Origin of the sequence: Iodidimonas sp. MBR-22 (assembly GCF_029946565.1) — a bacterium.
GTDB classification, from domain to species: Bacteria; Pseudomonadota; Alphaproteobacteria; order Sphingomonadales; family Rhodothalassiaceae; genus Iodidimonas; species Iodidimonas nitroreducens.
On sequence record NZ_JARKVQ010000015.1, the window covers coordinates 1 to 18,954 of the forward strand.

The following is an 18,954-nucleotide window of genomic DNA, read 5'->3' on the forward strand; positions in this document are numbered from 1 at the left end:
CGTTCGTCCGCCGACAGACGGGCGGGCAAGAGAGGGTTCGGACCGGATCGGGCGTCTTGCATGAGACCGTTCGCAACAGAGGATGACTGGCGAGAAGGTAGTCGCAAAACGATGATAAACAATCGGATTCAATGGCTTATCGTAATGCTGCGGAATCATTCGAGCCCGCGCGCATGGTCCGATCATCCTTCCGGTCGGTTAAACCTCCCGATGCGGTGGGAAAGAATGCTGGAACGAATCCGTTGGTGCTTTGCTCGGACCTAAGCCGCACGAACCCCGACACCCATTTACTGGACCTTCCGCCTTGATCTGAGAGATTGTCCTTTTGCATCGAGCGCAAGGAACATAGAAGTTGCGTTCCTCTAATTGTCTTTCAGTCGCATCTCTGCTTCTTGTGTCGAAATAGTTCGACTTCCATGTCGCAACTAAATCCCCAGGAACGTACTTCCAGAGGTCGCCATGTGCATGGACTCGCTCATCAAACCTTGCGACATTAGTCCTTTGAAATAGATTGCTGCTGGCAAGTGATCTAATTTTTCCTACCGGGCCAGACGAGCCAGGGTTGTCAGTATCGTCTGTCCCGGGATCTTGAGAGATCCCGGCTCCTAACGAGAGTCCGAACTCGAGGTCATGGAATTCTTCGGAAGACTCAGCCCCTCGACCTGTCGACTTAAGTGTCACCCGGGCGATGTAATCGTGGTCGATCTGCAGATTGCATTCGATTCGCTCAATAAGAGGCTGCGCATTCCGGTCCACCTCGACCCTGGCGATGCAAAGCGAATGTCGGGGATCGTTCGGTGATGTCTTGCCGAGCTTCACCGGCTTCGCCACCTCGACCACCGCGACACCTTCCCGCGGGTCGACACAAAAGAGGCGCGTGTTGGCAACATTCTGCGTTTCATTCTCTATCGGAAGGGTCCACCCGGCATCGACAAGAGAGTGGTACGCTCCCCGGCCGGATGTATCTGCGACAAGAATTTCGATTGGTTTTGAGAGTTTCAGCCTCAGACCATCGTTTGCGATCCAGGCAGCGCCTTCGGCGATGATCCGATCGCCGTTGTCGAGCCGCGGCACCCTGCCCACGAACCGTTCTGTGAGACCGTCGCGAATGGCAGGCATGTTCACCATGCCTCCGGTAGCAAGGCAGAGCTCGATATCTTGGTAGGTCAGTTGAGTTTGCTCAAGGATCTCATCGATCCGAGCGAGCCCGCGCGCGACGATACCCGCGCTGAGGTCTTCGAGTTCCGAACGGCTTACGGATCCGAGAAGGTTCCTTCCGGCTCCATCCACCTTCAAGTAGTTTCGAACGATTACGTCTTCCGTGTCGGCCTTCGGATCGGACAAATGGATCTTCAGGATTTCGCATTGGTGTAGCAGCTTTGCTGCCATGCCGGGCTGCTCAAGCGCTGTAATGTCATCGAGGCCATGTGTGGCAGCGTGCTTTTCGCGCAAGTGGTTTCTGAGACGCTCGTCAAACTTGTCACCACCCACTTCATTGTCGCCAAGATTTCTAACCTGCATGATCGCGCCGCCGGAGATGCGACACAGTGTGAGGTCGAGCGTACCACCGCCCCAATCGAAAACGAGGATTGTTCTTCCTTCCAGTCGCGCCAGCTCACGGCCAAGGTCGGGCTGCGAGCGGAGATAAGCGTACAGGGCCGCTACGGGCTCGTGGACAAACTGTACAACGCCGACTCCGGCTTTCCGCGCCGCCTCGCGGAGGGCACGGCGCTCAGGTCCTCCAAAATCAACCGGTATAGTGAAAACTGCTCTCGTAAGATCGTGGCCGGGAGCGCTCCCACGCGCAATGGAAGCGTCGGTTTTCAGATGCCTGAGAACTTCGGCGACAGCATCGGTTGGCTCCACGGGTCGGCCGTCGACAAAGATGGGGCCATCACGCCTGAGGGACATCTTGGGAGAACGCACGAAACCTGGAGGGGCACCGCTTTCCGAAATGTCCATGTTTTGTCGCGCTTCGCGACCAACAACAATGTCGGAGCCACGGTACCAAATGACAGACGGGTGCGGACGCCGCGTCACTTGATCCACCAGTGCCAATGCTCTGCCGCCCACAGCAATCGCCGCAAGGCTGTTCGTAGTGCCGAAATCGATTCCGAAAATCACTTCACTCATTCGTTTACCTCTTTGATCACGGCGAGCGCAGACTTTATCCGCCGTAGCGCTGTCCCCGGTGCGGGCGGATCGATTTCAAGCGCATCAATGGCATCTTCCAGCAAGGGCGCGAGGCGTTCACCCAGCAGGACCTTCTGCTCGGCCTTTGTCTCGGTCAGATCATGACCCCAGTGCTGCCGTTCTGCTGTGAGCGTCTGCTCAAGCTTGGAAATAGCTGCTTCATGCTCAGCAACCATCTTTCTGGCGCCTTCCATCTCGGAATTGAGCTTTTCAATTGTCTTTCGTGCACCATCCAGTCGGTGACGTAGGTCTGCGGCTGTATTCCTTTCACGGTCACGCTCTTCGGCCGCGTCCCTGACCATCTGATTGCCGAGTCCAGCCACCGCTACTGCCAGACGTAGCTCGTTAATCTTGCCCCTTTGAATGGCCCTTTGAGCCAAGCGCGCAGCTGACTTCAACTCCGGGAAGAAGGAGGGTCGCAGTCCCTCGGCAACTTGCCAGGCTTTGAGAGCGCGCTTTTCCACGAGCCAGCAAATTCCGATCCGGAGCCAGGTTTCGGCGCGCTTCCTCTCTTCCTTCTGATCTGAGCGAAGCCCTGGTGAAAGGCTGGCAAGGATTGTCTTGAGCACCCGCGCGGCATCGTGGTCTTGCGGATCGAACGCTTCCCCAAGCTTCTCATTGAGACGCGCTTGAGCAGCCCCCCATACCCAGGTGTCGATAGCGTCGGGTAAGGTAGACTGCGACATCAGAGCCCAAAGGCGCTCACCCTCGGGATCAAGGGCTGACATCAGCTTTCCAGCCGCCTCCCGATCCTCGGACCGGAAGTGCCTCACTTCATTTTTGCGAAGGATCTTGAAGAATGCTGATGGGCTGGCGCGGACCTCCTCGAAAAATCCAGATAACGTTGGCGGAAACTCAATTTCCGACGTGGTACCGTCAGTGGGAGCCCGCCCCTCTGCTGCTGGAAGGGCTGCGGGTTTCTGGTCTGGCGTGGTCCCAGTTTTCTCTTCGTTTTCAGTCACGTCGTTGCTTTCTCAAGGTATTCTCTTGCCCAGCGGCTGAATGGATAGACTTCAGCTATTTGCGTGAGTGGTTCCAGCGCGCTCTGCTTTGCACCCAATCGCCATGCAACTGCGGCCCATACGGCGAGGGCTTTCTGGTTATCACTGGTATCCAGAACATCGGTGCGCGCGAGCGTCCGACACTCATCATCGAGAATTGGACTCCACCGCGGCTGCCCGACGAGATGAGACGCCAATTCGAGCATTCTCCCCGTACCATGATCTACCGGACTGGACTTGCCCTGAAAAAGTGGAGAGCGGTTTGCTCGTTCATGCGGCTTCGGCCTCGAAGCGGCAAGGGCTTTTATAACCGAGGGCGGAATGGCGCCGGACGGGATTATAGAAACCGTCGATATATTGTCCAATGGCGGTTGTGGCCTGGCTGCGTGATTGCCAGCTTGTCCGCCAGATCAGCTCGGCTTTGATGGTCTTGAACACGGTTTCGACCATCGCGTTGTCATAACAATTGCCCTTGCCGCTCATCGATATGACGCATCCGTGGTCGGCCAGGAGTTTCTGATAGTCTGCGGCGCAATATTGGCTGCCGCGATCGGAGTGGTGGAGCAGGCCCGATGGTGGCTGGCGCACAATCAACGCCCGCTTCATCGCGGTCAGAGCCAGGTCCTTCTTCAACCGGTCACTGGTGGCCCAGCCGACGATCCGCCGTGAGAACAAATCAACCACCACCGCCAGATAGAGCCAGCCCTCGGCGGTCCAGATATAGGAGATGTCGGCGCCCCATTTGCGGTCTGATTGTGCGGCGGCAAAATCCTGCTCCAGGACATTGGCCGCCACCGGGCCGCCATGATGGTTGTCCGTGGTTTTCTTATAACGGCGCTTTTGCAGGGCTCTCAGCCCGTTCTCGCGCATCAGCCGGGCAACCCGGTGACGGCCGATCTTCATACCGTCTTCCCGCAATTCAGCATGCATCCTGGGGCTGCCATAGGTCTCATGCAAGGTGGCAAATTGCGACCGGATGTGCGCCAGAAACACCATGTCGTCCAACTGCCTTCTGCTGGGACGGCGATGCTTCCAGGCGTAATAGCCGCTCGGGCTGACGCCAAGCAAGGCGCAGCTCCGGTCCATCGGCAGGTCGGCCTTCTTTTCATCAATGACCCGGAACATCATCGACTTGTCTCCCGCGCAAAGAAGGCCGCTGCTTTTTTTAACAGGTCGCGTTCCTGCCGCAGAATCTCGTTCTCGCGCCGAAGCCGTGACAACTCCTTCCGCACATCCTCATGCGGGCCGGACAAAAGATCCGCTTCCCGGTGCCGCGAAACCCATTTGCCAAGCGTCGATTTGCCAATCCCAAGGTCCGCCGCAACCTGACCCTGCGTCCGACCGCTCGTCAGTGCAATCCGAACCGCCTCGCGCCGAAATTCTTCCGTTACCTTCTTCATCACTGGCCCCGTCATCGTGGTCTCCCAACGTAAAATCATACATCAAGCTCTCCACTTTTTCAGGGCAAGTCCAGACAGACGGGGCGACGCTTGGCGCCACCGTGATTCCGTGGCAAGGCTTCGGAGCTTGGATCGACGAGTAGCTCGGTCGTCAAATCGAGCTCCCAATATCCTGTGCGCTGCAGACTTCCGTCAAAATTATTCAATGAGAAGCGAATAATACTCGTGATCAAGCGAGCGAGCGGACGTTGGAAGTCGTTGAGGATCTCCAGGGCACCTCCGTAGAGCTCCCGGTATCGAGAGAGAGGGGTCGTAAGCCGCTCCCCGGCAGGTCGCTCCTTTATCAGGATGCCCAAGCAATAATCAGCCAAACCAGACGCATACTCCGCTCCCGCACCCTGCGTTCTTTTGTCGGCAAGGAAACGGCCGATTGATTCACGGGTGATTGCTGTGGACACAAGAACTTCGATGAAAGCCTTCTCCACGTTCTTGGTCGCGTCCTGATCGGCGATCCGGAACGAGATGTTGTACTTCGAGGTAACTGGAGCAGAATTTTTCTGCGAGTCATTGATGAGCTCTAGCTTGACTTCGGCCTGATTAGTCCTTGCTAGGATTTCCGGTAGGTCAAGTGGGGAGATCCGGCACCCCCTTGCCCCGTCGACACTCACTCTTACGAAGCTGGTATTGGCCAGCGCGATGTCCGAGGCATGAAGAGGTGCCCGGATCACATCGTTCCCGGTTGGCTCGCTGCCTTGCAGCATAATAAGCGGCCGTTCGACGCGGTGCCTAGCATACACATGAGCATGGAGTTCGGGCTGCGTCGAGAAGTTGGACGTACAGAAGGGGCAGGCAAACGTTGGTGCCCTGTGAGGGGACGGATCAGGAACACGCTCAGTGCCTTCGTAGAAGGCATCGAGGTCCCCTTCGCGGATCCAGCCGACAGTCGGCATGTTTGACCCCTCAAGTCAGGCAAATCTGGCCTTGTCGCTCGGAAGCCCGGTTCGGCAGACCTGCATAATGGTTGATCCCTTGGAGGATAACGAGTAACAGTTCGCTAATCCGCGAACAAGCGTATTTTCGGTGGAGCCGAGAGGGAAACCACAATGTCAGCCGAATCCATGACCTTTGGTCAGGCGATCTCCAAAGCGCGCAAGGCCAAGAGCCTTAGCCAGAAGGAGCTCGCGGCGCTGGTGAAGAAGGAGGAAGATGGTGGACCGATTTCACCACAATATCTGAATGACATCGAACATGATCGCCGTAGCCCCACCTCTGATCATCTGATCAAGCAGTTTGCAGCCATCCTGGATGAGGATGAAGGATACCTCTTCGTCTTGGCCGGAAAAATTCCTGACGACTTGAGGGGCTCCGCAAAGAATCGGGAAAAAATCGTCGAGAGCTTCGCCAATTTCCGAAAGAATCTCACGAAGTAGGAGCAGCTGCATGGTGAGGATGGTACCGGACAAGACCGGCCGCTTCGCCGAGCGGCCTCACTACTCCCCAGAGGACCTTGATCGTGAGTGCGAGAGAATCGTATCTGCGCTGCTACGCAGGCGCCGCAATGCAGTCGAGTTCCCGCTTCGGACCGAGGACCTCGATGTATTGATTGAACAGCACGACGTGGAGCTGGACTCGTACGCCGACCTTTCCGAGTTCGGCGACGACGTCGAGGGCATGACCGAGTTCTTCCCAACCGGAAACACTAAGGTTTCAATCTCGGAGAAACTGGGAAATGACCCGCGCCGCGAGAACAGGCTCCGGACGACGCTGGCACACGAATTTGGCCATGTTCATTTTCACCGACACTTGTGGGCCGAGAAGTTTCTTGCTCGACAGCTCTTCGATCGCAAGAGCCCCGAGAATAAGGCCATCTGCAAGCGTGACAGCATCCTCAATGCGTCACAGTACGATTGGATGGAGTGGCAGGCAGGTTACGTGAGTGGGTCGATCCTGATGCCGGTGACCCACGTACGGCGCTTGGTCTCGGATTACTGCCAACCGCGCGGCTTGCACGGTAGCATCTATCACGGCTCCGATCACGGTCGGGCCCTCATTGCAGCGGTCATTGATCGATTCGCCGTCTCGGAAGAGGCAGCCAGAATTCGGTTGTTGAAGCTCAATCTGTTGGCTTCGTCCGACCGGCAACCATCGCTTTTCTGAGGAAGAATCCGCCAATTCGCGGAATAGCGTATTTTTACGATTGACTCCGCTCAAGCCGATGATACGCTAATTAGCAGATCAACGGATTCAATGCGGAGATTTCGCATGACCAAGAGCAGCAAGACAACGGGCACGCACCACATCGTTCCCAGCTCCGGTGGCGGCTGGGACATCCGCCGAGGCGGCGCCAACCGCGCCAGCGGGCATTTCGACACCAAGCGGGAGGCGATCGACCGTGGCCGGGAGATGAGCCGCAACGCCGGGACGGAATTCAAGATCCACAACCGGGACGGCCGGATCGGCCAATCCGATTCGCACGGGAACGACCCGCGCACCATCAAAGGCTAAGGAGAACCGATCATGGCCTCAGTGACGACTTTCATCCGCAACATGCCTGCCTCGTCGCTGCAGGCCTATTTCCACCAAACCGGCATCGAGCTTCCGACCGAGGTCGATTGGCAGGGGCCGGAGCCCGAGGTGGTCCGCATCACGCTCCGCGCCGTCGACGAGATGGACGACGTGGGCCGCGCGCGCATCGTCAATGATGCCGAGCGTGTCGGTGCCCTTGCCGACGATGCCGGGCAGACCGCGCTTTATAGTGTTGTCGATGACCGCACGGTTCTCGACGATCTCGCCAATGGGCACGCCCGGGCGCTCTGGATGTTCCTGAACGAGCCGGTTCGGTTCCGCCATGCCGAGGAGGTCCGCTACACCGACGAACGCCGCCGGGGCCGGAGCTGGGACGGTTTCATCGGTGAGCCGAACCTTGATCTGCGCCGCGATGAGACGTCCCTGGAAGCCTTCAAGGCGTCGCTGCGTGAGCGGTTTGCTTCGAATAACATCCACATCGACATCTTTGGACGCTACCGGCCGACCTTCGACGGCGAAGACTGCGAGCTGGTGCAGATCGCGATTTACCGCGAGGGCCTGCTGGACGACTTCCTGGCGTTCGATGATGGCGGCTCGCTCGTCCGTCGCGCTCGCCGCCCCGTGTTCGAAGCGGCGATGACCTACGAGCCGGCAACCGGCGTGATCGAGGTAGTGGCCAACGACCGCGAGAGCCGCGAGGAGATGGTGCGCTTCATGGCTCGGGACCTCCTCGGCATCGAGTTCCAGAGTGAAAAGGTGCCGTTCCGTAATTACGATCTCGATGTCCTCCTGCACCCCTTCGGCTTCCCGACGGACCCGGAGGACGGAATCGAGTCCGTCGAGGTCAAGCAGCTGCGGCTGATGCCCATCGACAATAACGCTGAACGCGTCACGCTCGAATGCCTGCGGAAAGCCGATCGCACCATCTGGAGCATGTCGGCAGAGCGGTTTGGGCCCAACGACCCGTTAGCCGGTGGATGGTTGGCGACGCAGGCGAAACTCACCATCAAGTTTCACCCCAAGGGCGACGCGAAGCGGGGCCGGACGCTGCCGCTGACGATCACCATGCCTCATGGCTGCAATCTCAAGGATCAGACCGAGGAAGAGCAGCTGATCGGCGAAAAGTACCTGCGTCGTTGGGGCATCCTTTCCGGGGCTGACGGTGCCGTCGTCGATTGATCGGAAGGCGGCAGACCTGCTGCTGTCTGTGATCGAGACGCCGGATGCAGTTATCGGCGGCTCGGTCCTCGACAGCTACTATGGGCGGGTCGCGCCAGCGCTGAAGGCGTCTGGGATCCTTCAGTCGAAAGATCACTCGCGGGCAGCCGTTTCACTCGTCGACCACGAAGACGAGCCCGTAAATCTGACTTGGTGTCCTAAACACCGGGCATATGGTTATTTCAGCCCGTCAGCGGGTTGGGTGAATGTCCCCGGAAATCAGTTGGCAACGTACCGCGTCAACTTCGGCATGTTGCTCGAACAGCTCTTGGAGCGGCTGGATATCTCCCCGCGAACCGCCCCTGTCGAACTCGTGCCCGACCTTCTTTGGGAGGTCGGCGACGCGCGCCTGCCAGGACGCAGTAAACGTATATCTGTCTGGATTGGCCGTCGGCTCAGCGATGCGGCGACATGGAAACGTTTCATTGATGCTGCCCGCAAGCGTCCGGCACCCGGTTTGCGAATCGTCTTGAGCTTCACGCCTGGCAATCGCCTGCCGACTGACGTGCACCTCGGTCATGCGCTGATCGCCGTTCGAGATGTCGCCGATCATAACGGTCTTGCTGTCATTTCCGAACTATTAGCCGCCCGTGTTGCGGCGGGTTCGCAGCTGACCGACGACCTGATCGCCATGGCGGCCGACGGCGCGTCCCTCACGGTTCGCGGAACACGGCATTCATTCTCTGGATCGAAACAGCGCGCAATCATCCGGCAGCTGTATGACGCTTGGAGATCGGGCCATCCGGAACTTTTGACCGCTGAGGTTCTGGAGAGCGCCGGGTACAGCACGAGCGTCAACACGCTGGCGAAGGCTTTCTCCGGGAGACCTGAATGGCGTGAATTCATCAAAGAGGAGAACGGCCGCTGTTGGTTGTTCCTCTGATGCCCTGAAATCTCTCGACTGCCAGGCCGCCCGATGGGGCGGTCTTTTTCATTTCTGAGCCGGTTTTACCTACTCCTACCTTGAGCCCTACCTGGCTCCTTTCCGGCTCCTACCCGCCCGGCAGCCATCCTCTCCGCAGGTTTTCGACAAGAACCCAAGGAGACACAGATGGCTACGAAACACCTCAACCAGATCGACCTGGCTGCGCGCTGGAACATTTCTCACCGCACGCTTGAGCGCTGGCGCTGGACGGGCGAAGGCCCGCGCTTCGTCAAGCTCGGCGGTCGCGTGGTCTATCGCCTCGAAGACGTCGAGGAGTACGAGCGCGAACAGATCCGCGCGAGCACCGCCGAAACCCCCGCAAAGCCTGCGGCGTGAGGGGGCGGTTATGACGATCTCCAATCACATCTCTATCGATGAGCTCCGGCGCATGACCGTCGGCGACATCGCCGCTCTGTCAGCAGAACAGCTCGCCCTGCTGCAGAACGAGGCCGCCGACGCCCTGCGTCGCGCCAAGACGATCAGCGACTGGCTCGATGGCGCCGTCGCGCTCAAGTACGGCGATCGTGCCCACGCTGCACGTCAGGCCGCCGGCAAGGACACCGGGACCATCCGTCTCGACGACGGCGCGGTCACCGTGATCGCCGATCTGCCCAAGCGCATTGACTGGGACCAGGACAAGCTCGCCGCGCTCGTAGCACGCATCCGGGCCGAGGGCGACGACCCCGCCGAATACGTCGACGTTGCGATCAAGGTGCCTGAACGCAAGTTCGCTGCCTGGCCGAGCCACATCCGCTCCGCCTTTGAGGACGCGCGCACCGTCCGCACGGGCAAACCCAGCTTCCGCCTTTCCCTGACCAACGAGGTGACGTCATGAGCATCACGAAGAAACTCGCGGTGCTCCGCGAGCAGCATTACGGGCTGGAAAAGCTGCCCGAGTCTATCCGGGTGCCGGCCCTTGGCGAGCGTCGCGACGAGACCGTCAAGCCGGTCGGGATGGCCTCGATCGATGACCTGGCCTTTGCCCTCATCGGGCTGAACGAACAGGCCTCGGCGCTCTACCGAGAAATCGACGCGTTGCGCACCCTTCACGACGAGGCCCGCAAGGCCGGTGCGCTGGGTGCATACATCGCGGTAGATGCCCTGATCGCATCGAAGGGAGGCAAGTGATGGCTCTCCCGATCATTTCGGCCGACCAGCGGCTCGCGGAACAACGCGGGGTCAAGGGCACGATTTTCGGCAAGTCCGGGATCGGCAAGACCTCGCTTCTCTGGACGCTCGACCCCACCACCACGTTGTTCATCGATTTGGAGGCAGGCGACCTCGCCATCGAGGGATGGTCCGGCGACAGCGTCCGGCCGCGCACATGGGTCGAATGCCGCGATTTTGCGGTCTTCATCGGCGGCCCTAACCCGGCGCTGCGGGACGACCAGGTCTACAGCGAGGCCCACTACTCGGCTGTGTGCGAGCGCTTCGGCGATCCGGCGGCGCTCGACCGCTACCACACGGTCTTCATCGACTCGATCACCGTCGCCGGGCGGCTCTGCTTCCAATGGTGCAAGGGGCAGCCGGAGGCTTTCTCGGACAAGACCGGCAAGCCCGATGTCCGAGGCGCCTATGGCCTGCACGGCCGCGAGATGATCGCGTGGCTGACCCATTTGCAGCATACGCGGACGAAGAACGTCTGGTTCGTCGGGATCCTCGACGAGAAGCTCGACGACTTCAATCGCCGCATCTTCCAGCCGCAGATCGACGGTTCGAAGACCGGCCTCGAGCTGCCGGGCATCGTCGATGAAGTCCTTACGATGGCGGAGATCAAGGACGATGCCGGCACGCCGTATCGGGCCTTCATCTGCCAGACGATCAATCAGTGGAACTTCCCCGCGAAGGACCGCTCCGGCCGCCTCGATCTGATCGAGGAGCCGCATCTCGGCCGCCTGATGGCAAAGATCCGCGGACCCGTGAAGCCCGCCTCTGAGCGGCTGGCCTATCGCGGTCCGGCTCCGATCGCGACCGCTGCGACCCCCGACGCTTCCACCCTTTCCGAAAACGCCTGAACGAGGAGACCCCAGTCATGTCTGGATCCTGGAACGACTTCAACGACGCCAAGCAGAACGCCAACATCATCCCCAAGGGCACACTGGCCAAGGTGCGCCTGACCATCCGGCCCGGGGGTTTCGACGATCCGGCTCAGGGCTGGACGGGCGGATACGCCACGCGCGGGACGACCGGTTCGGTCTACCTCTCGTGTGAGTTTACGGTTCTTGAAGGGCCCTACGCCCGGCGCAAGATCTTCACACTGATCGGTCTCTACAGTCCTAAAGGGCCGGACTGGGCGAACATGGGGCGCAGCCTCGTGCGCGGTATGCTGAACTCGGCGCGCGGCATCTCCGACAAGGACAACTCCGCTCAGGCGCAGGCCGCCCGCCGCATCAGCGGCTTTGCCGATCTCGACGGGCTCGAGTTCGTCGCAAAGATCGATGTCGGCACGGACACCTATGGCGATGAGAAGAACGAGATCCGCGCGGCTGTGACGCCGGATCACAAGGAGTATTCCGCCATCATGGGTGTGGCTGGCGTGGCGCCGATGCAGCCACAGGCTCAGCCTTCGCAGTCGTCGATGCCGCAATCTTCTGCACCGGCGGCGGGCGTGCGCCCGTCCTGGGCACAGTGAGGGCTGAGCCATGCTGCTGCGCCCCCGCCAGAAACAATTCGTCGAGCGCTGCGTGGCTGCGCTCGACGAACATGGGAACACCCTTGGCGTCGCGCCAACCGGCGCCGGCAAGACGATCATGCTGTCGGGCGTTGTCGGGCGCATGGTCGGCGAGAACCCGAAGAGCACGGGCGCCAAGGCCTGTGTGCTCGCCCACCGGGACGAGTTGACCGCTCAGAACCGCAGCAAGTTCGGTCGGATGAATCCGCGGATCACCTCCTCGGTGGTCGATGCCAAGGAGAAATCCTGGAACGGACAGGTCACCTTCGCGATGGTGCCAACGCTGGCGCGCGCGAGCAATCTCGACCAGCTGCCCGCACTCGACCTCATGGTCATCGACGAGGCGCACCATGCGGCCGCCGACAGCTATCGGCGCATCATCGACGCCGCGCTCCAGCGCAATCCCATGTGTCGGATCTACGGTGTCACGGCGACCCCCAATCGGGGCGACAAGCGCGGTCTGCGGCCGGTGTTCTCGAACGTCGCCGACCAGATCCGGATCGGCGAACTCATCGCCTCCGGCCATCTCGTGGCGCCGCGCACCTTCGTCATCGATGTCGGCGTCCAGGACCAGCTCACCAAAGTGCGCCGAACGGCCGACGATTTTGACATGGCCGAGGTCGACGCGATCATGAACCGGTCGCCGGTTACGGAAGCGGTGATCCGCCACTGGCGGGAGAAAGCCGGCGAGCGCCAGACGGTGGTATTCTGCTCGACGGTCGACCACGCCCGCAACGTGACCGACGCCTTCAACGCGGCTGGTGTTGGCGCCGGACTGATCCATGGCGACATGGCCGACACCGACCGCAAGGCGACACTTGCGGCCTATGCCGCTGGTGATCTGCGGGTCGTCGTCAATGTCGCGGTCCTGACCGAGGGGTGGGATCACCCGCCGACGAGCTGCGTCGTGCTGCTGCGGCCGAGCTCATACAAGTCAACCATGATCCAGATGGTCGGCCGGGGCCTGCGCACGGTCTCGCCCGAAGAGCATCCCGGCATCATCAAGACCGACTGCATCGTGTTGGATTTCGGCACCTCCACTCTGCTGCACGGATCGCTGGAACAGGACGTCGACCTGAACGGTCGCGGGGCCTCCGGCGAAGCGCCGACCAAGGACTGCCCGGACTGCGGCGCCATCGTGCCGCTCGCCACGACCGAATGCCCGCTTTGCGGTCACCTCTGGGAGCGGCAGGACGCGGGCGAGGTCACGCCGCTCGGCGACTTCGTAATGTCCGAGATCGACCTTCTAAAGCGGTCGAGTTTCCGCTGGTGCGATCTCTTCGGCGACGATGCGGCGCTGATCGCCAACGGCTTCAACGCCTGGGGCGGCGTCTTCTTCCTGAACGGCCGCTGGTACGGCATCGGGGGCATGCAGAAGCAGCGGCCGCATCTGCTGGCGATGGGCGAGCGCACCGTCTGTCTGGCAGCGGCTGACGACTGGCTCAACGAGCATGAGAGCGACGAGAGCGCCCACAAGACCCGCCGCTGGCTGAACCAGCCGCCGACCGACCGGCAGCTCGCCTTCCTGCCGCCTGAGTACCGGCAGGACTTCGGGCTCACTCGCTACCAAGCATCGGCGCTGCTCGCCTTCCGGTTCAACCGCGATGGTATTCGCGCGCTCGTCTTCGGGGCTGCCGATGCCGCGCCCGAAGCAGCGATCGGGAGGGCGGCATGAGCCATGGCCTCCGTCACCCCCATCACGTCCGAGGACCGTCGGCGGCTCTGGCATCCGCGTGGAACGCTCTGTGCTGTCTGCCGGCGACCCACCCGTGGTTTTGGCTGGTTCGATCCGGTGCGGTCGAAGCAGCCGCGCCCCTCGGTCTGGTTCTGCTCCATGGCCTGCCAGGGCTTCTGGACGCGGTTGGCGCGGGAGCGCTGGGCCATGGTTGATCTCACCGAACAGGAGAAGGCGGCGATCCGCGCCGCCATGAAGCCGGTCGCCGAAATCATGGAGGAGATCGGCTGGCAGGCGCGGTTCTCCGATCTCTCGGAGGCGCAGGTGCTCACGCTGATCGAGGTCGCCGTCGGCGGCTTCCAGGACGCCATGCACGCCATGGCGGCCGACGCCGACGCGGAGGTACCGTTCTGATGCTCGACTATAACCACCGACCCACCTGCTCTGAGCGCATCAACGCAGTCATTGACGAGGCGATCAAAGCCGCACGCGCCGCGACACCGTCACGGACCTATCTCGGCGGCTCCCGCCTCGGGCACCCGTGCGAACGCGCCCTGCAGTTCGAGTTCGCGGGCGCGCCCAAGGACGATGGCCAGGATTTCTCCGGCAAGACGCTGCGGATCTTCGAGATCGGGCACGCGCTCGAAGATCTTGCCATCCGTTGGCTGCGCGGTGCCGGGTTCGATCTCTACACCCGCAAGGGCAACCGTCCGGATGGTGAGCAATTCGGCTTCTCGGTCGCTGGCGGCCGCATCCGCGGCCATGTCGACGGAATCATCGCCGCCGCTCCCCAGCCGCTGAGCATCGGCGTTCCCGCGCTCTGGGAATGCAAGACGATGAACGCCAAGAACTGGCGCGAGACCGTTGCCAAGGGCGTGGTCGTGGTGAAGCCCGTCTACGCCGCGCAGGTCGCGCTCTATCAAGCCTACATGGAGGCGCAGGTCCCGGGCATCTCCGAGAACCCGGCACTCTTCACCGCCATCAACAAGGACACCGCCGAACTGCACCACGAACTCGTGCCGTTCGACGCGGGCCTCGCTCAACGGATGAGCGATCGCGGGGTGCGGATCCTGCAGGCAAGTGACGCCGGGGAACTGCTGCCGCGCATCGCTACGACCCGTGATTTCCACGAATGCCGCATGTGTCCATGGGCGGAACGCTGCTGGGGGCTGCCGGCATGAGCGAGAACAACATCGTCTCCCTCGACGCGTGGCGCGACTTCAACGACGCCGCCCCCCAGACCGATCCTTTCGAGATCGAACCGGATCCCGAGCAGATCGCGGTCTTTCTCGATGTCGTCTTCGGCTATTGCGAGGGCTGGGTTCCGCTGCGCGGGTTTGTCGATAAGGGCCAGGGCATCGACGGCCGCCCCCATAACGCCTGGATCGAGATCGACGACAGCCTGCTGGAAAAATCCGTCGCCTTCGCTGGCTGGGCGGCGCGAGAGGGCGCTGCCTTCTATGTGGTGCCGGGAACGGTCGCGGAGACCGGCAAGGCCAAGGCCGCCGACGTCCTGCAGATGCAGACGGTTCTGGTCGATCTCGATGCGGGCGACATCGTCGCCAAACTCGACCACCTCATCCGGCATCTCGGCGAGCCGACACTGCTTGTCGAAAGCGGCGGCCGGACGCCGGACGGTCTCGACAAGCTGCATGTCTGGTGGCGATTGAGCGAACCGGCCGAGGCTGAGGACATCGCGCTTCTCTGTCGTCTGCGCGGCGACATTGCGGTCAAGGTCGGCGGCGACACCCATTTCCGATCAGCCCACCAGCCCATCCGTCTGGCTGGCTCTGTCTATCACAAGGGCGGGTTCAAGCGGCTGGTCAACATTCGCCGGCACAGCCCGCGCGTCGAGGTCCACCTGCGCGATTTCGCGGAAGCAGTCGATACCATGCCGCCACTTGCAGGAATGGGATCAGAGCCTGGACCGTCGAACGACAAGCCCTCGATCACAGAGATCCTGACCACCCCGGTCCGCGAAGGCGGCGAAGACGACTGGACGCGCTTCCAGGGCGCGAGCGCTGCCATCGGCCACTATGTGCGGATGGCCCATGATGGGCGCATCAGTCGCGACGAGGCATGGGAGGCGATCTGCCAATACAACGCCGCCCAGCTGCGACCGAGCTGGCCGCTGGAACGGCTCGCTTCAGAAGCGCAGCGCCTCTGGCGGTTGCACGAGGAACGCCACGGCCCAGCGCTCGAACGGCTCTCCGCTCCACCCATGTCGGCGTTGCCGACCTTCACGCTTGGCGCGCTCCTCGACGATACCAGTCCGATGCCGGATGACATCATTGCACCGCGCGTGCTGACGCCGGGCGGCATGCTGGTGCTGGGCGGCGCGCCCAAGGTCGGCAAAAGCGACTTCCTGATCAGCCTTCTGGTCCACATGGCAGCGGGCGTGCCGTTCCTCGGCTTCGCGCCAAGCCGTCCTTTGCGGATCTTCTATCTGCAGGCTGAGATTCAGTACCACTACCTGCGCGAACGCCTTCAGGCGATCCGGATCGATCCGGCGCTCCTGGCCGCGGCCCGCGACAATCTCGTCGCCACCCCGAAGGTACGCATGCTGCTTGATGCAGGCGGCGTGGGGCTGACCATCGCCGCTGTCCGCGCCCATTACGGGCACGGCACACCTGACATTCTGTGCATCGACCCGATCCGGAACCTCTTCGACGGTGGGCCCGAAGGCGGCGGCGAGAACGACAACACGGCGATGCTCTTTTTCCTGCAGGAGCGGGTCGAGGCGCTGCGCGATGCCGTGGCCCCGGATTGCGGCCTCATCCTTGCCCACCACACACGCAAGATTACGAAGAAGCAGCTCGTCGAGGATCCGTTCATGGCACTCTCCGGCGCCGGGTCGCTACGCAGCTTCTACAGCTCCGGCATCATCATGCACCGGCCCGACGAGGACCGGCCCGAGCGGATGCTGCATTTCGAGCTGCGCAACGGCCCCGGCATCGAGCCCCTGATCATCGACAAGGCCGATGGGCGCTGGGTGGTGCTGGACCGGTCCGGCGAGCGCCTTGTGCGCCGCGAATTTGGCGAGAAGCTGGACGCCGAACGGACCCGGAAACACGACGTCATCCTTCAGCTGCTCTTTGACGAGGCTGAAGCTGGACGGCTCTTCACGGCTCTGCAGTTCGCGGAGAGCTTTGAAAACCAGGCTGGGTTGGGCGGCAAAGATACCATCCGCGAGCGGATCAGCGTGCTGGCCACCAAGGGCTTCATCAAGTTCGTTCGTGATGGTGCGCCGTTCAGCCTGCCGACCTCGCGTTCCAAGTTCGGCTATCTCTGCGTCGAAGGCATGACGTTCCCGACCGGGGAAGAGAAGACCGATCCCGAGACAGGCGAGGTCATCCCGGAGCGGATCCCCGTTCTGCCCAGCACCTACAAATGCCCTCAGAGCGGAGCCGCCCTGCCGGTCGAGAACCCACTGGTCTGGGTCTATCAGCCGGAGGAGACCTCGTGATGTGCCAGTTCATCCCGTTTACTTGGACTTGCGCAGAATCAAGTTGTGGCAAGTTGCGGGGGGCTGGGAGGCCAGCTCCACAACTACTTTCGCTGCCTTTCGCGCCTCCGCGTGTCGTCCAGCCGTCCCGCGCACATTCAAGTTGGGAAAGTGCGCCACAACTACCTTTGCTCCGGCCCGCCCTCCCGCGCAGGTTTGCGCAGATTCAAGTTGGGAAAGGATCGGTTGTCGCGGCCCTCCGCAACTTGAATTTCTCCATCATTCACAATGCTTTGGCCTTGCCCCGAAGTTGTGGGGTTGAAAGCCACCCCCTTCGGGGGTGGGGGAAAACCGCGCTGCGCGGGTTCTCCCTCTCCCACCCCCAGGGGCTTCGCGCGCGCACGGCGTGCCTGACCTCTCAGCCCGACAACACTCAAACAGGATCGATCCGCATGAGCATGCACCCATTACCCGTCGCTATCGCCGACAGCCCACCTGCACCCATCGCTTCTGGGTCCGCGGGCAGGACTGTCCTCGCGCTTGATCTGGGCTCCACCACCGGCTGGGCGCTGCGCACCCCGGACGGTCTAATCACCAGCGGTGCCCTCTCGCTGCGTCCCGGCAGGTTCGACGGTGGGGGCATGCGGTATCTGCGCTTCGCCAACTGGCTGACCGAGATCGACAGGCTCTCCGGCCCCATCGCCGCCATCTGGTTCGAAGAGGTTCGTCGCCACATTGGCACCGACGCCGCCCACATCTACGGCGGCTTCCTGGCGACGATGACCGCGTGGTGCGAGCGGGAGTGCGTCGCCTATCAGGGCGTTCCGGTCGGCACGATCAAACGCTTCGCCACTGGCAAGGGGAACGCCGGCAAGGACGCCGTCCTCGCTGCCATTCGCCAGCGTGGGTTTCACCCTGCCGACGACAACGAGGCCGATGCTATCGCCATCCTGCTCTGGGCTTTGGAGACCCAGGGAGGTGTGCTGTGAGGTGGGCGCCAAAAGGTTATGGCGGACAGCGCCGCAGCCCCGACGAGGTCAAGCGTGAGGGCTGGCGCGAGCAGCGCGTCCTAGCGGTGTCGCTGGATGACGACCGCCTGACCTGGCCCGAACGCGAACTGATCCGGCAACTGGGCGAGAAGCTCTATGGGGATCGCGACAAGTCGAAGGATGCGCGTCGATGACAGAGTGGACACCAAGCCTCGTCGAGGAGCGTTTCGCGGAAGCTGCTTTCGTGCTGAAGCGCCTGCCCGAACCCCGGCGGCAGGGCTACTTCAACACTTGGCCGGAAATCGTCCACAGCTTCGCTGACAAGGTCGAACAGGAACCCAGGCCGATGCGGGTGCTGCCGTCGCCCGCCGCCATCAGCCGGATGGAGGAGACGCTAAGCTGGACGGTGGGGCTCGATCCCGTAGACGGTAAGATCATCTGGATGCGCGCCCATGGAGCGCGCTGGAAAACGATCTGCTGGACGGTCGGCTTGCAACGTTCCGCCGCTCACGAGCACTGGCTCTACGCGCTCTGCGTCATCGCATTCCGCCTTAACGGTCGGCGGCTCAACCGCAGCTACTCGAAGCGCAGAGTAATCGAACTGGCTGGAGCGGCGAAGCATTGAGCAAGGGCGAGGAAGGTGTCCGCCGGACACTTTTCGAACGGACATAAACGGCAGATCAGGGTAGGTTTTTGGCTATCCTCGGGAGAGGCGCGCGCGCCGCGGTCTTGCTCTCGCTGACCGACGAGTTTCCGGTTCCTTCCTGGCGGAAATCGTATGCTGGCGGGCGAAGCGCGGCATATCGCCAGCGGCAGGGCCGGATTTCTGGGAAGCCACCCGGAAGCCGGATCCACCCGTATCCTGCCTAAACCCCAAATAACACGAACCTTTTCATCTGGACACCAATGGT

21 protein-coding genes are annotated in these 18,954 nt (G+C 61.7%); 17 read left to right on the plus strand and 4 right to left on the minus strand.

Going from position 1 to position 18,954, the window contains the following annotated elements; all coding sequences use genetic code 11:
- Nucleotides 1–198: 198 nt before the first annotated feature.
- From QK300_RS11150 to QK300_RS11165, 4 genes are all read right to left on the minus strand, one after another.
- A complete protein-coding gene (locus QK300_RS11150) occupies nucleotides 199–2,133 on the minus strand; it encodes an Hsp70 family protein (RefSeq protein ID WP_281301874.1) in 1,935 nt (644 codons plus the stop codon).
- Nucleotides 2,130–3,155 carry a hypothetical protein gene (locus QK300_RS11155; RefSeq protein WP_281301873.1) on the minus strand — a complete coding sequence of 342 codons (1,026 nt, stop codon included), beginning with the start codon at nucleotides 3,153–3,155 and terminating at the stop codon, nucleotides 2,130–2,132. Before QK300_RS11155 ends, QK300_RS11150 begins: the two co-directional genes overlap by 4 nt.
- A 309-nt stretch (nucleotides 3,156–3,464) precedes the next feature.
- Nucleotides 3,465–4,609 (minus strand): IS3 family transposase gene (locus tag QK300_RS11160; protein ID WP_281301875.1). Its coding sequence is split into 2 segments (ribosomal slippage): nucleotides 3,465–4,351 and nucleotides 4,351–4,609, totalling 1,146 coding nucleotides; the frame shifts between segments, so codons are not numbered across the junction.
- Between the two features lie 44 nt (nucleotides 4,610–4,653).
- Complete coding sequence (locus QK300_RS11165; protein WP_281301872.1) at nucleotides 4,654–5,544, minus strand: hypothetical protein; 891 nt, start codon at nucleotides 5,542–5,544, stop codon at nucleotides 4,654–4,656.
- A gap of 153 nt (nucleotides 5,545–5,697) precedes the next feature.
- Between QK300_RS11165 and QK300_RS11170 the strand changes: the two genes are divergently transcribed.
- From QK300_RS11170 to QK300_RS11250, 17 genes are all read left to right on the plus strand, one after another.
- Nucleotides 5,698–6,024 carry a helix-turn-helix transcriptional regulator gene (locus QK300_RS11170; protein ID WP_281301871.1) on the plus strand — a complete coding sequence of 109 codons (327 nt, stop codon included), beginning with the start codon at nucleotides 5,698–5,700 and terminating at the stop codon, nucleotides 6,022–6,024.
- A 10-nt stretch (nucleotides 6,025–6,034) separates the two neighbouring features.
- Nucleotides 6,035–6,751 (plus strand): ImmA/IrrE family metallo-endopeptidase, encoded by a 717-nt coding sequence (locus QK300_RS11175; RefSeq protein ID WP_281301870.1) that lies wholly within the window; start codon nucleotides 6,035–6,037, stop codon nucleotides 6,749–6,751.
- Between the two features lie 105 nt (nucleotides 6,752–6,856).
- Nucleotides 6,857–7,099, plus strand: a complete 243-nt coding sequence (locus tag QK300_RS11180; protein WP_281301869.1) for a DUF2188 domain-containing protein — start codon at nucleotides 6,857–6,859, stop codon at nucleotides 7,097–7,099.
- Nucleotides 7,100–7,111: 12 nt separating this feature from the next.
- Nucleotides 7,112–8,299, plus strand: a complete 1,188-nt coding sequence (locus QK300_RS11185; protein ID WP_281301868.1) for a hypothetical protein — start codon at nucleotides 7,112–7,114, stop codon at nucleotides 8,297–8,299.
- Nucleotides 8,283–9,221 (plus strand): hypothetical protein, encoded by a 939-nt coding sequence (locus tag QK300_RS11190; protein ID WP_281301867.1) that lies wholly within the window; start codon nucleotides 8,283–8,285, stop codon nucleotides 9,219–9,221. The genes QK300_RS11185 and QK300_RS11190 overlap by 17 nt, the downstream gene beginning before the upstream one ends.
- 168 nt (nucleotides 9,222–9,389) lie before the next feature.
- Entirely contained in the window at nucleotides 9,390–9,599 is a 210-nt protein-coding gene (locus QK300_RS11195) for a helix-turn-helix domain-containing protein (RefSeq protein ID WP_281301866.1), read from the plus strand.
- 10 nt (nucleotides 9,600–9,609) lie between these two features.
- A complete protein-coding gene (locus tag QK300_RS11200; protein ID WP_281301865.1) occupies nucleotides 9,610–10,098 on the plus strand; it encodes a hypothetical protein in 489 nt (162 codons plus the stop codon).
- A complete protein-coding gene (locus QK300_RS11205) occupies nucleotides 10,095–10,391 on the plus strand; it encodes a hypothetical protein (RefSeq protein ID WP_281301864.1) in 297 nt (98 codons plus the stop codon). The genes QK300_RS11200 and QK300_RS11205 overlap by 4 nt, the downstream gene beginning before the upstream one ends.
- On the plus strand, nucleotides 10,391–11,278 hold the full coding sequence (locus QK300_RS11210) for an ATP-binding protein (protein ID WP_281301863.1): 888 nt from the start codon (nucleotides 10,391–10,393) through the stop codon (nucleotides 11,276–11,278). The genes QK300_RS11205 and QK300_RS11210 overlap by 1 nt, the downstream gene beginning before the upstream one ends.
- 17 nt (nucleotides 11,279–11,295) lie before the next feature.
- Entirely contained in the window at nucleotides 11,296–11,895 is a 600-nt protein-coding gene (locus QK300_RS11215) for a hypothetical protein (RefSeq protein ID WP_281301862.1), read from the plus strand.
- 10 nt (nucleotides 11,896–11,905) lie between these two features.
- Entirely contained in the window at nucleotides 11,906–13,609 is a 1,704-nt protein-coding gene (locus tag QK300_RS11220; protein WP_281301861.1) for a DEAD/DEAH box helicase, read from the plus strand.
- Nucleotides 13,610–13,612: 3 nt separating this feature from the next.
- Nucleotides 13,613–14,023 (plus strand): DUF6511 domain-containing protein, encoded by a 411-nt coding sequence (locus tag QK300_RS11225; RefSeq protein ID WP_281301860.1) that lies wholly within the window; start codon nucleotides 13,613–13,615, stop codon nucleotides 14,021–14,023.
- Nucleotides 14,023–14,790 (plus strand): hypothetical protein, encoded by a 768-nt coding sequence (locus tag QK300_RS11230; RefSeq protein ID WP_281301859.1) that lies wholly within the window; start codon nucleotides 14,023–14,025, stop codon nucleotides 14,788–14,790. Before QK300_RS11225 ends, QK300_RS11230 begins: the two co-directional genes overlap by 1 nt.
- On the plus strand, nucleotides 14,787–17,075 hold the full coding sequence (locus tag QK300_RS11235; protein WP_281301858.1) for an AAA family ATPase: 2,289 nt from the start codon (nucleotides 14,787–14,789) through the stop codon (nucleotides 17,073–17,075). Before QK300_RS11230 ends, QK300_RS11235 begins: the two co-directional genes overlap by 4 nt.
- 437 nt (nucleotides 17,076–17,512) lie before the next feature.
- Nucleotides 17,513–18,043 carry a hypothetical protein gene (locus QK300_RS11240; protein ID WP_348651884.1) on the plus strand — a complete coding sequence of 177 codons (531 nt, stop codon included), beginning with the start codon at nucleotides 17,513–17,515 and terminating at the stop codon, nucleotides 18,041–18,043.
- Nucleotides 18,040–18,237, plus strand: a complete 198-nt coding sequence (locus QK300_RS11245; RefSeq protein ID WP_281301856.1) for a hypothetical protein — start codon at nucleotides 18,040–18,042, stop codon at nucleotides 18,235–18,237. Before QK300_RS11240 ends, QK300_RS11245 begins: the two co-directional genes overlap by 4 nt.
- Nucleotides 18,234–18,668, plus strand: a complete 435-nt coding sequence (locus tag QK300_RS11250; RefSeq protein WP_281301855.1) for a DUF6362 family protein — start codon at nucleotides 18,234–18,236, stop codon at nucleotides 18,666–18,668. The genes QK300_RS11245 and QK300_RS11250 overlap by 4 nt, the downstream gene beginning before the upstream one ends.
- Nucleotides 18,669–18,954 lie beyond the last annotated feature (286 nt).

Excerpts from the sequence above, each read along its gene's own strand:
- QK300_RS11240 (WP_348651884.1), top strand. The coding sequence starts at position 17,513 with ATGCACCCATTACCCGTCGCTATCGCCGACAGCCCACCTGCACCCATC.
- QK300_RS11200 (WP_281301865.1), top strand. The coding sequence starts at position 9,610 with ATGACGATCTCCAATCACATCTCTATCGATGAGCTCCGGCGCATGACC.
- QK300_RS11170 (WP_281301871.1), top strand. The coding sequence starts at position 5,698 with ATGTCAGCCGAATCCATGACCTTTGGTCAGGCGATCTCCAAAGCGCGC.
- QK300_RS11205 (WP_281301864.1), top strand. The coding sequence starts at position 10,095 with ATGAGCATCACGAAGAAACTCGCGGTGCTCCGCGAGCAGCATTACGGG.
- QK300_RS11150 (WP_281301874.1), bottom strand. The coding sequence starts at position 2,133 with ATGAGTGAAGTGATTTTCGGAATCGATTTCGGCACTACGAACAGCCTT.
- QK300_RS11215 (WP_281301862.1), top strand. The coding sequence starts at position 11,296 with ATGTCTGGATCCTGGAACGACTTCAACGACGCCAAGCAGAACGCCAAC.
- QK300_RS11225 (WP_281301860.1), top strand. The coding sequence starts at position 13,613 with ATGGCCTCCGTCACCCCCATCACGTCCGAGGACCGTCGGCGGCTCTGG.
- QK300_RS11235 (WP_281301858.1), top strand. The coding sequence starts at position 14,787 with ATGAGCGAGAACAACATCGTCTCCCTCGACGCGTGGCGCGACTTCAAC.
- QK300_RS11180 (WP_281301869.1), top strand. The coding sequence starts at position 6,857 with ATGACCAAGAGCAGCAAGACAACGGGCACGCACCACATCGTTCCCAGC.
- QK300_RS11210 (WP_281301863.1), top strand. The coding sequence starts at position 10,391 with ATGGCTCTCCCGATCATTTCGGCCGACCAGCGGCTCGCGGAACAACGC.
- QK300_RS11250 (WP_281301855.1), top strand. The coding sequence starts at position 18,234 with ATGACAGAGTGGACACCAAGCCTCGTCGAGGAGCGTTTCGCGGAAGCT.
- QK300_RS11165 (WP_281301872.1), bottom strand. The coding sequence starts at position 5,544 with ATGCCGACTGTCGGCTGGATCCGCGAAGGGGACCTCGATGCCTTCTAC.
- QK300_RS11220 (WP_281301861.1), top strand. The coding sequence starts at position 11,906 with ATGCTGCTGCGCCCCCGCCAGAAACAATTCGTCGAGCGCTGCGTGGCT.
- QK300_RS11175 (WP_281301870.1), top strand. The coding sequence starts at position 6,035 with ATGGTGAGGATGGTACCGGACAAGACCGGCCGCTTCGCCGAGCGGCCT.
- QK300_RS11230 (WP_281301859.1), top strand. The coding sequence starts at position 14,023 with ATGCTCGACTATAACCACCGACCCACCTGCTCTGAGCGCATCAACGCA.
- QK300_RS11195 (WP_281301866.1), top strand. The coding sequence starts at position 9,390 with ATGGCTACGAAACACCTCAACCAGATCGACCTGGCTGCGCGCTGGAAC.
- QK300_RS11185 (WP_281301868.1), top strand. The coding sequence starts at position 7,112 with ATGGCCTCAGTGACGACTTTCATCCGCAACATGCCTGCCTCGTCGCTG.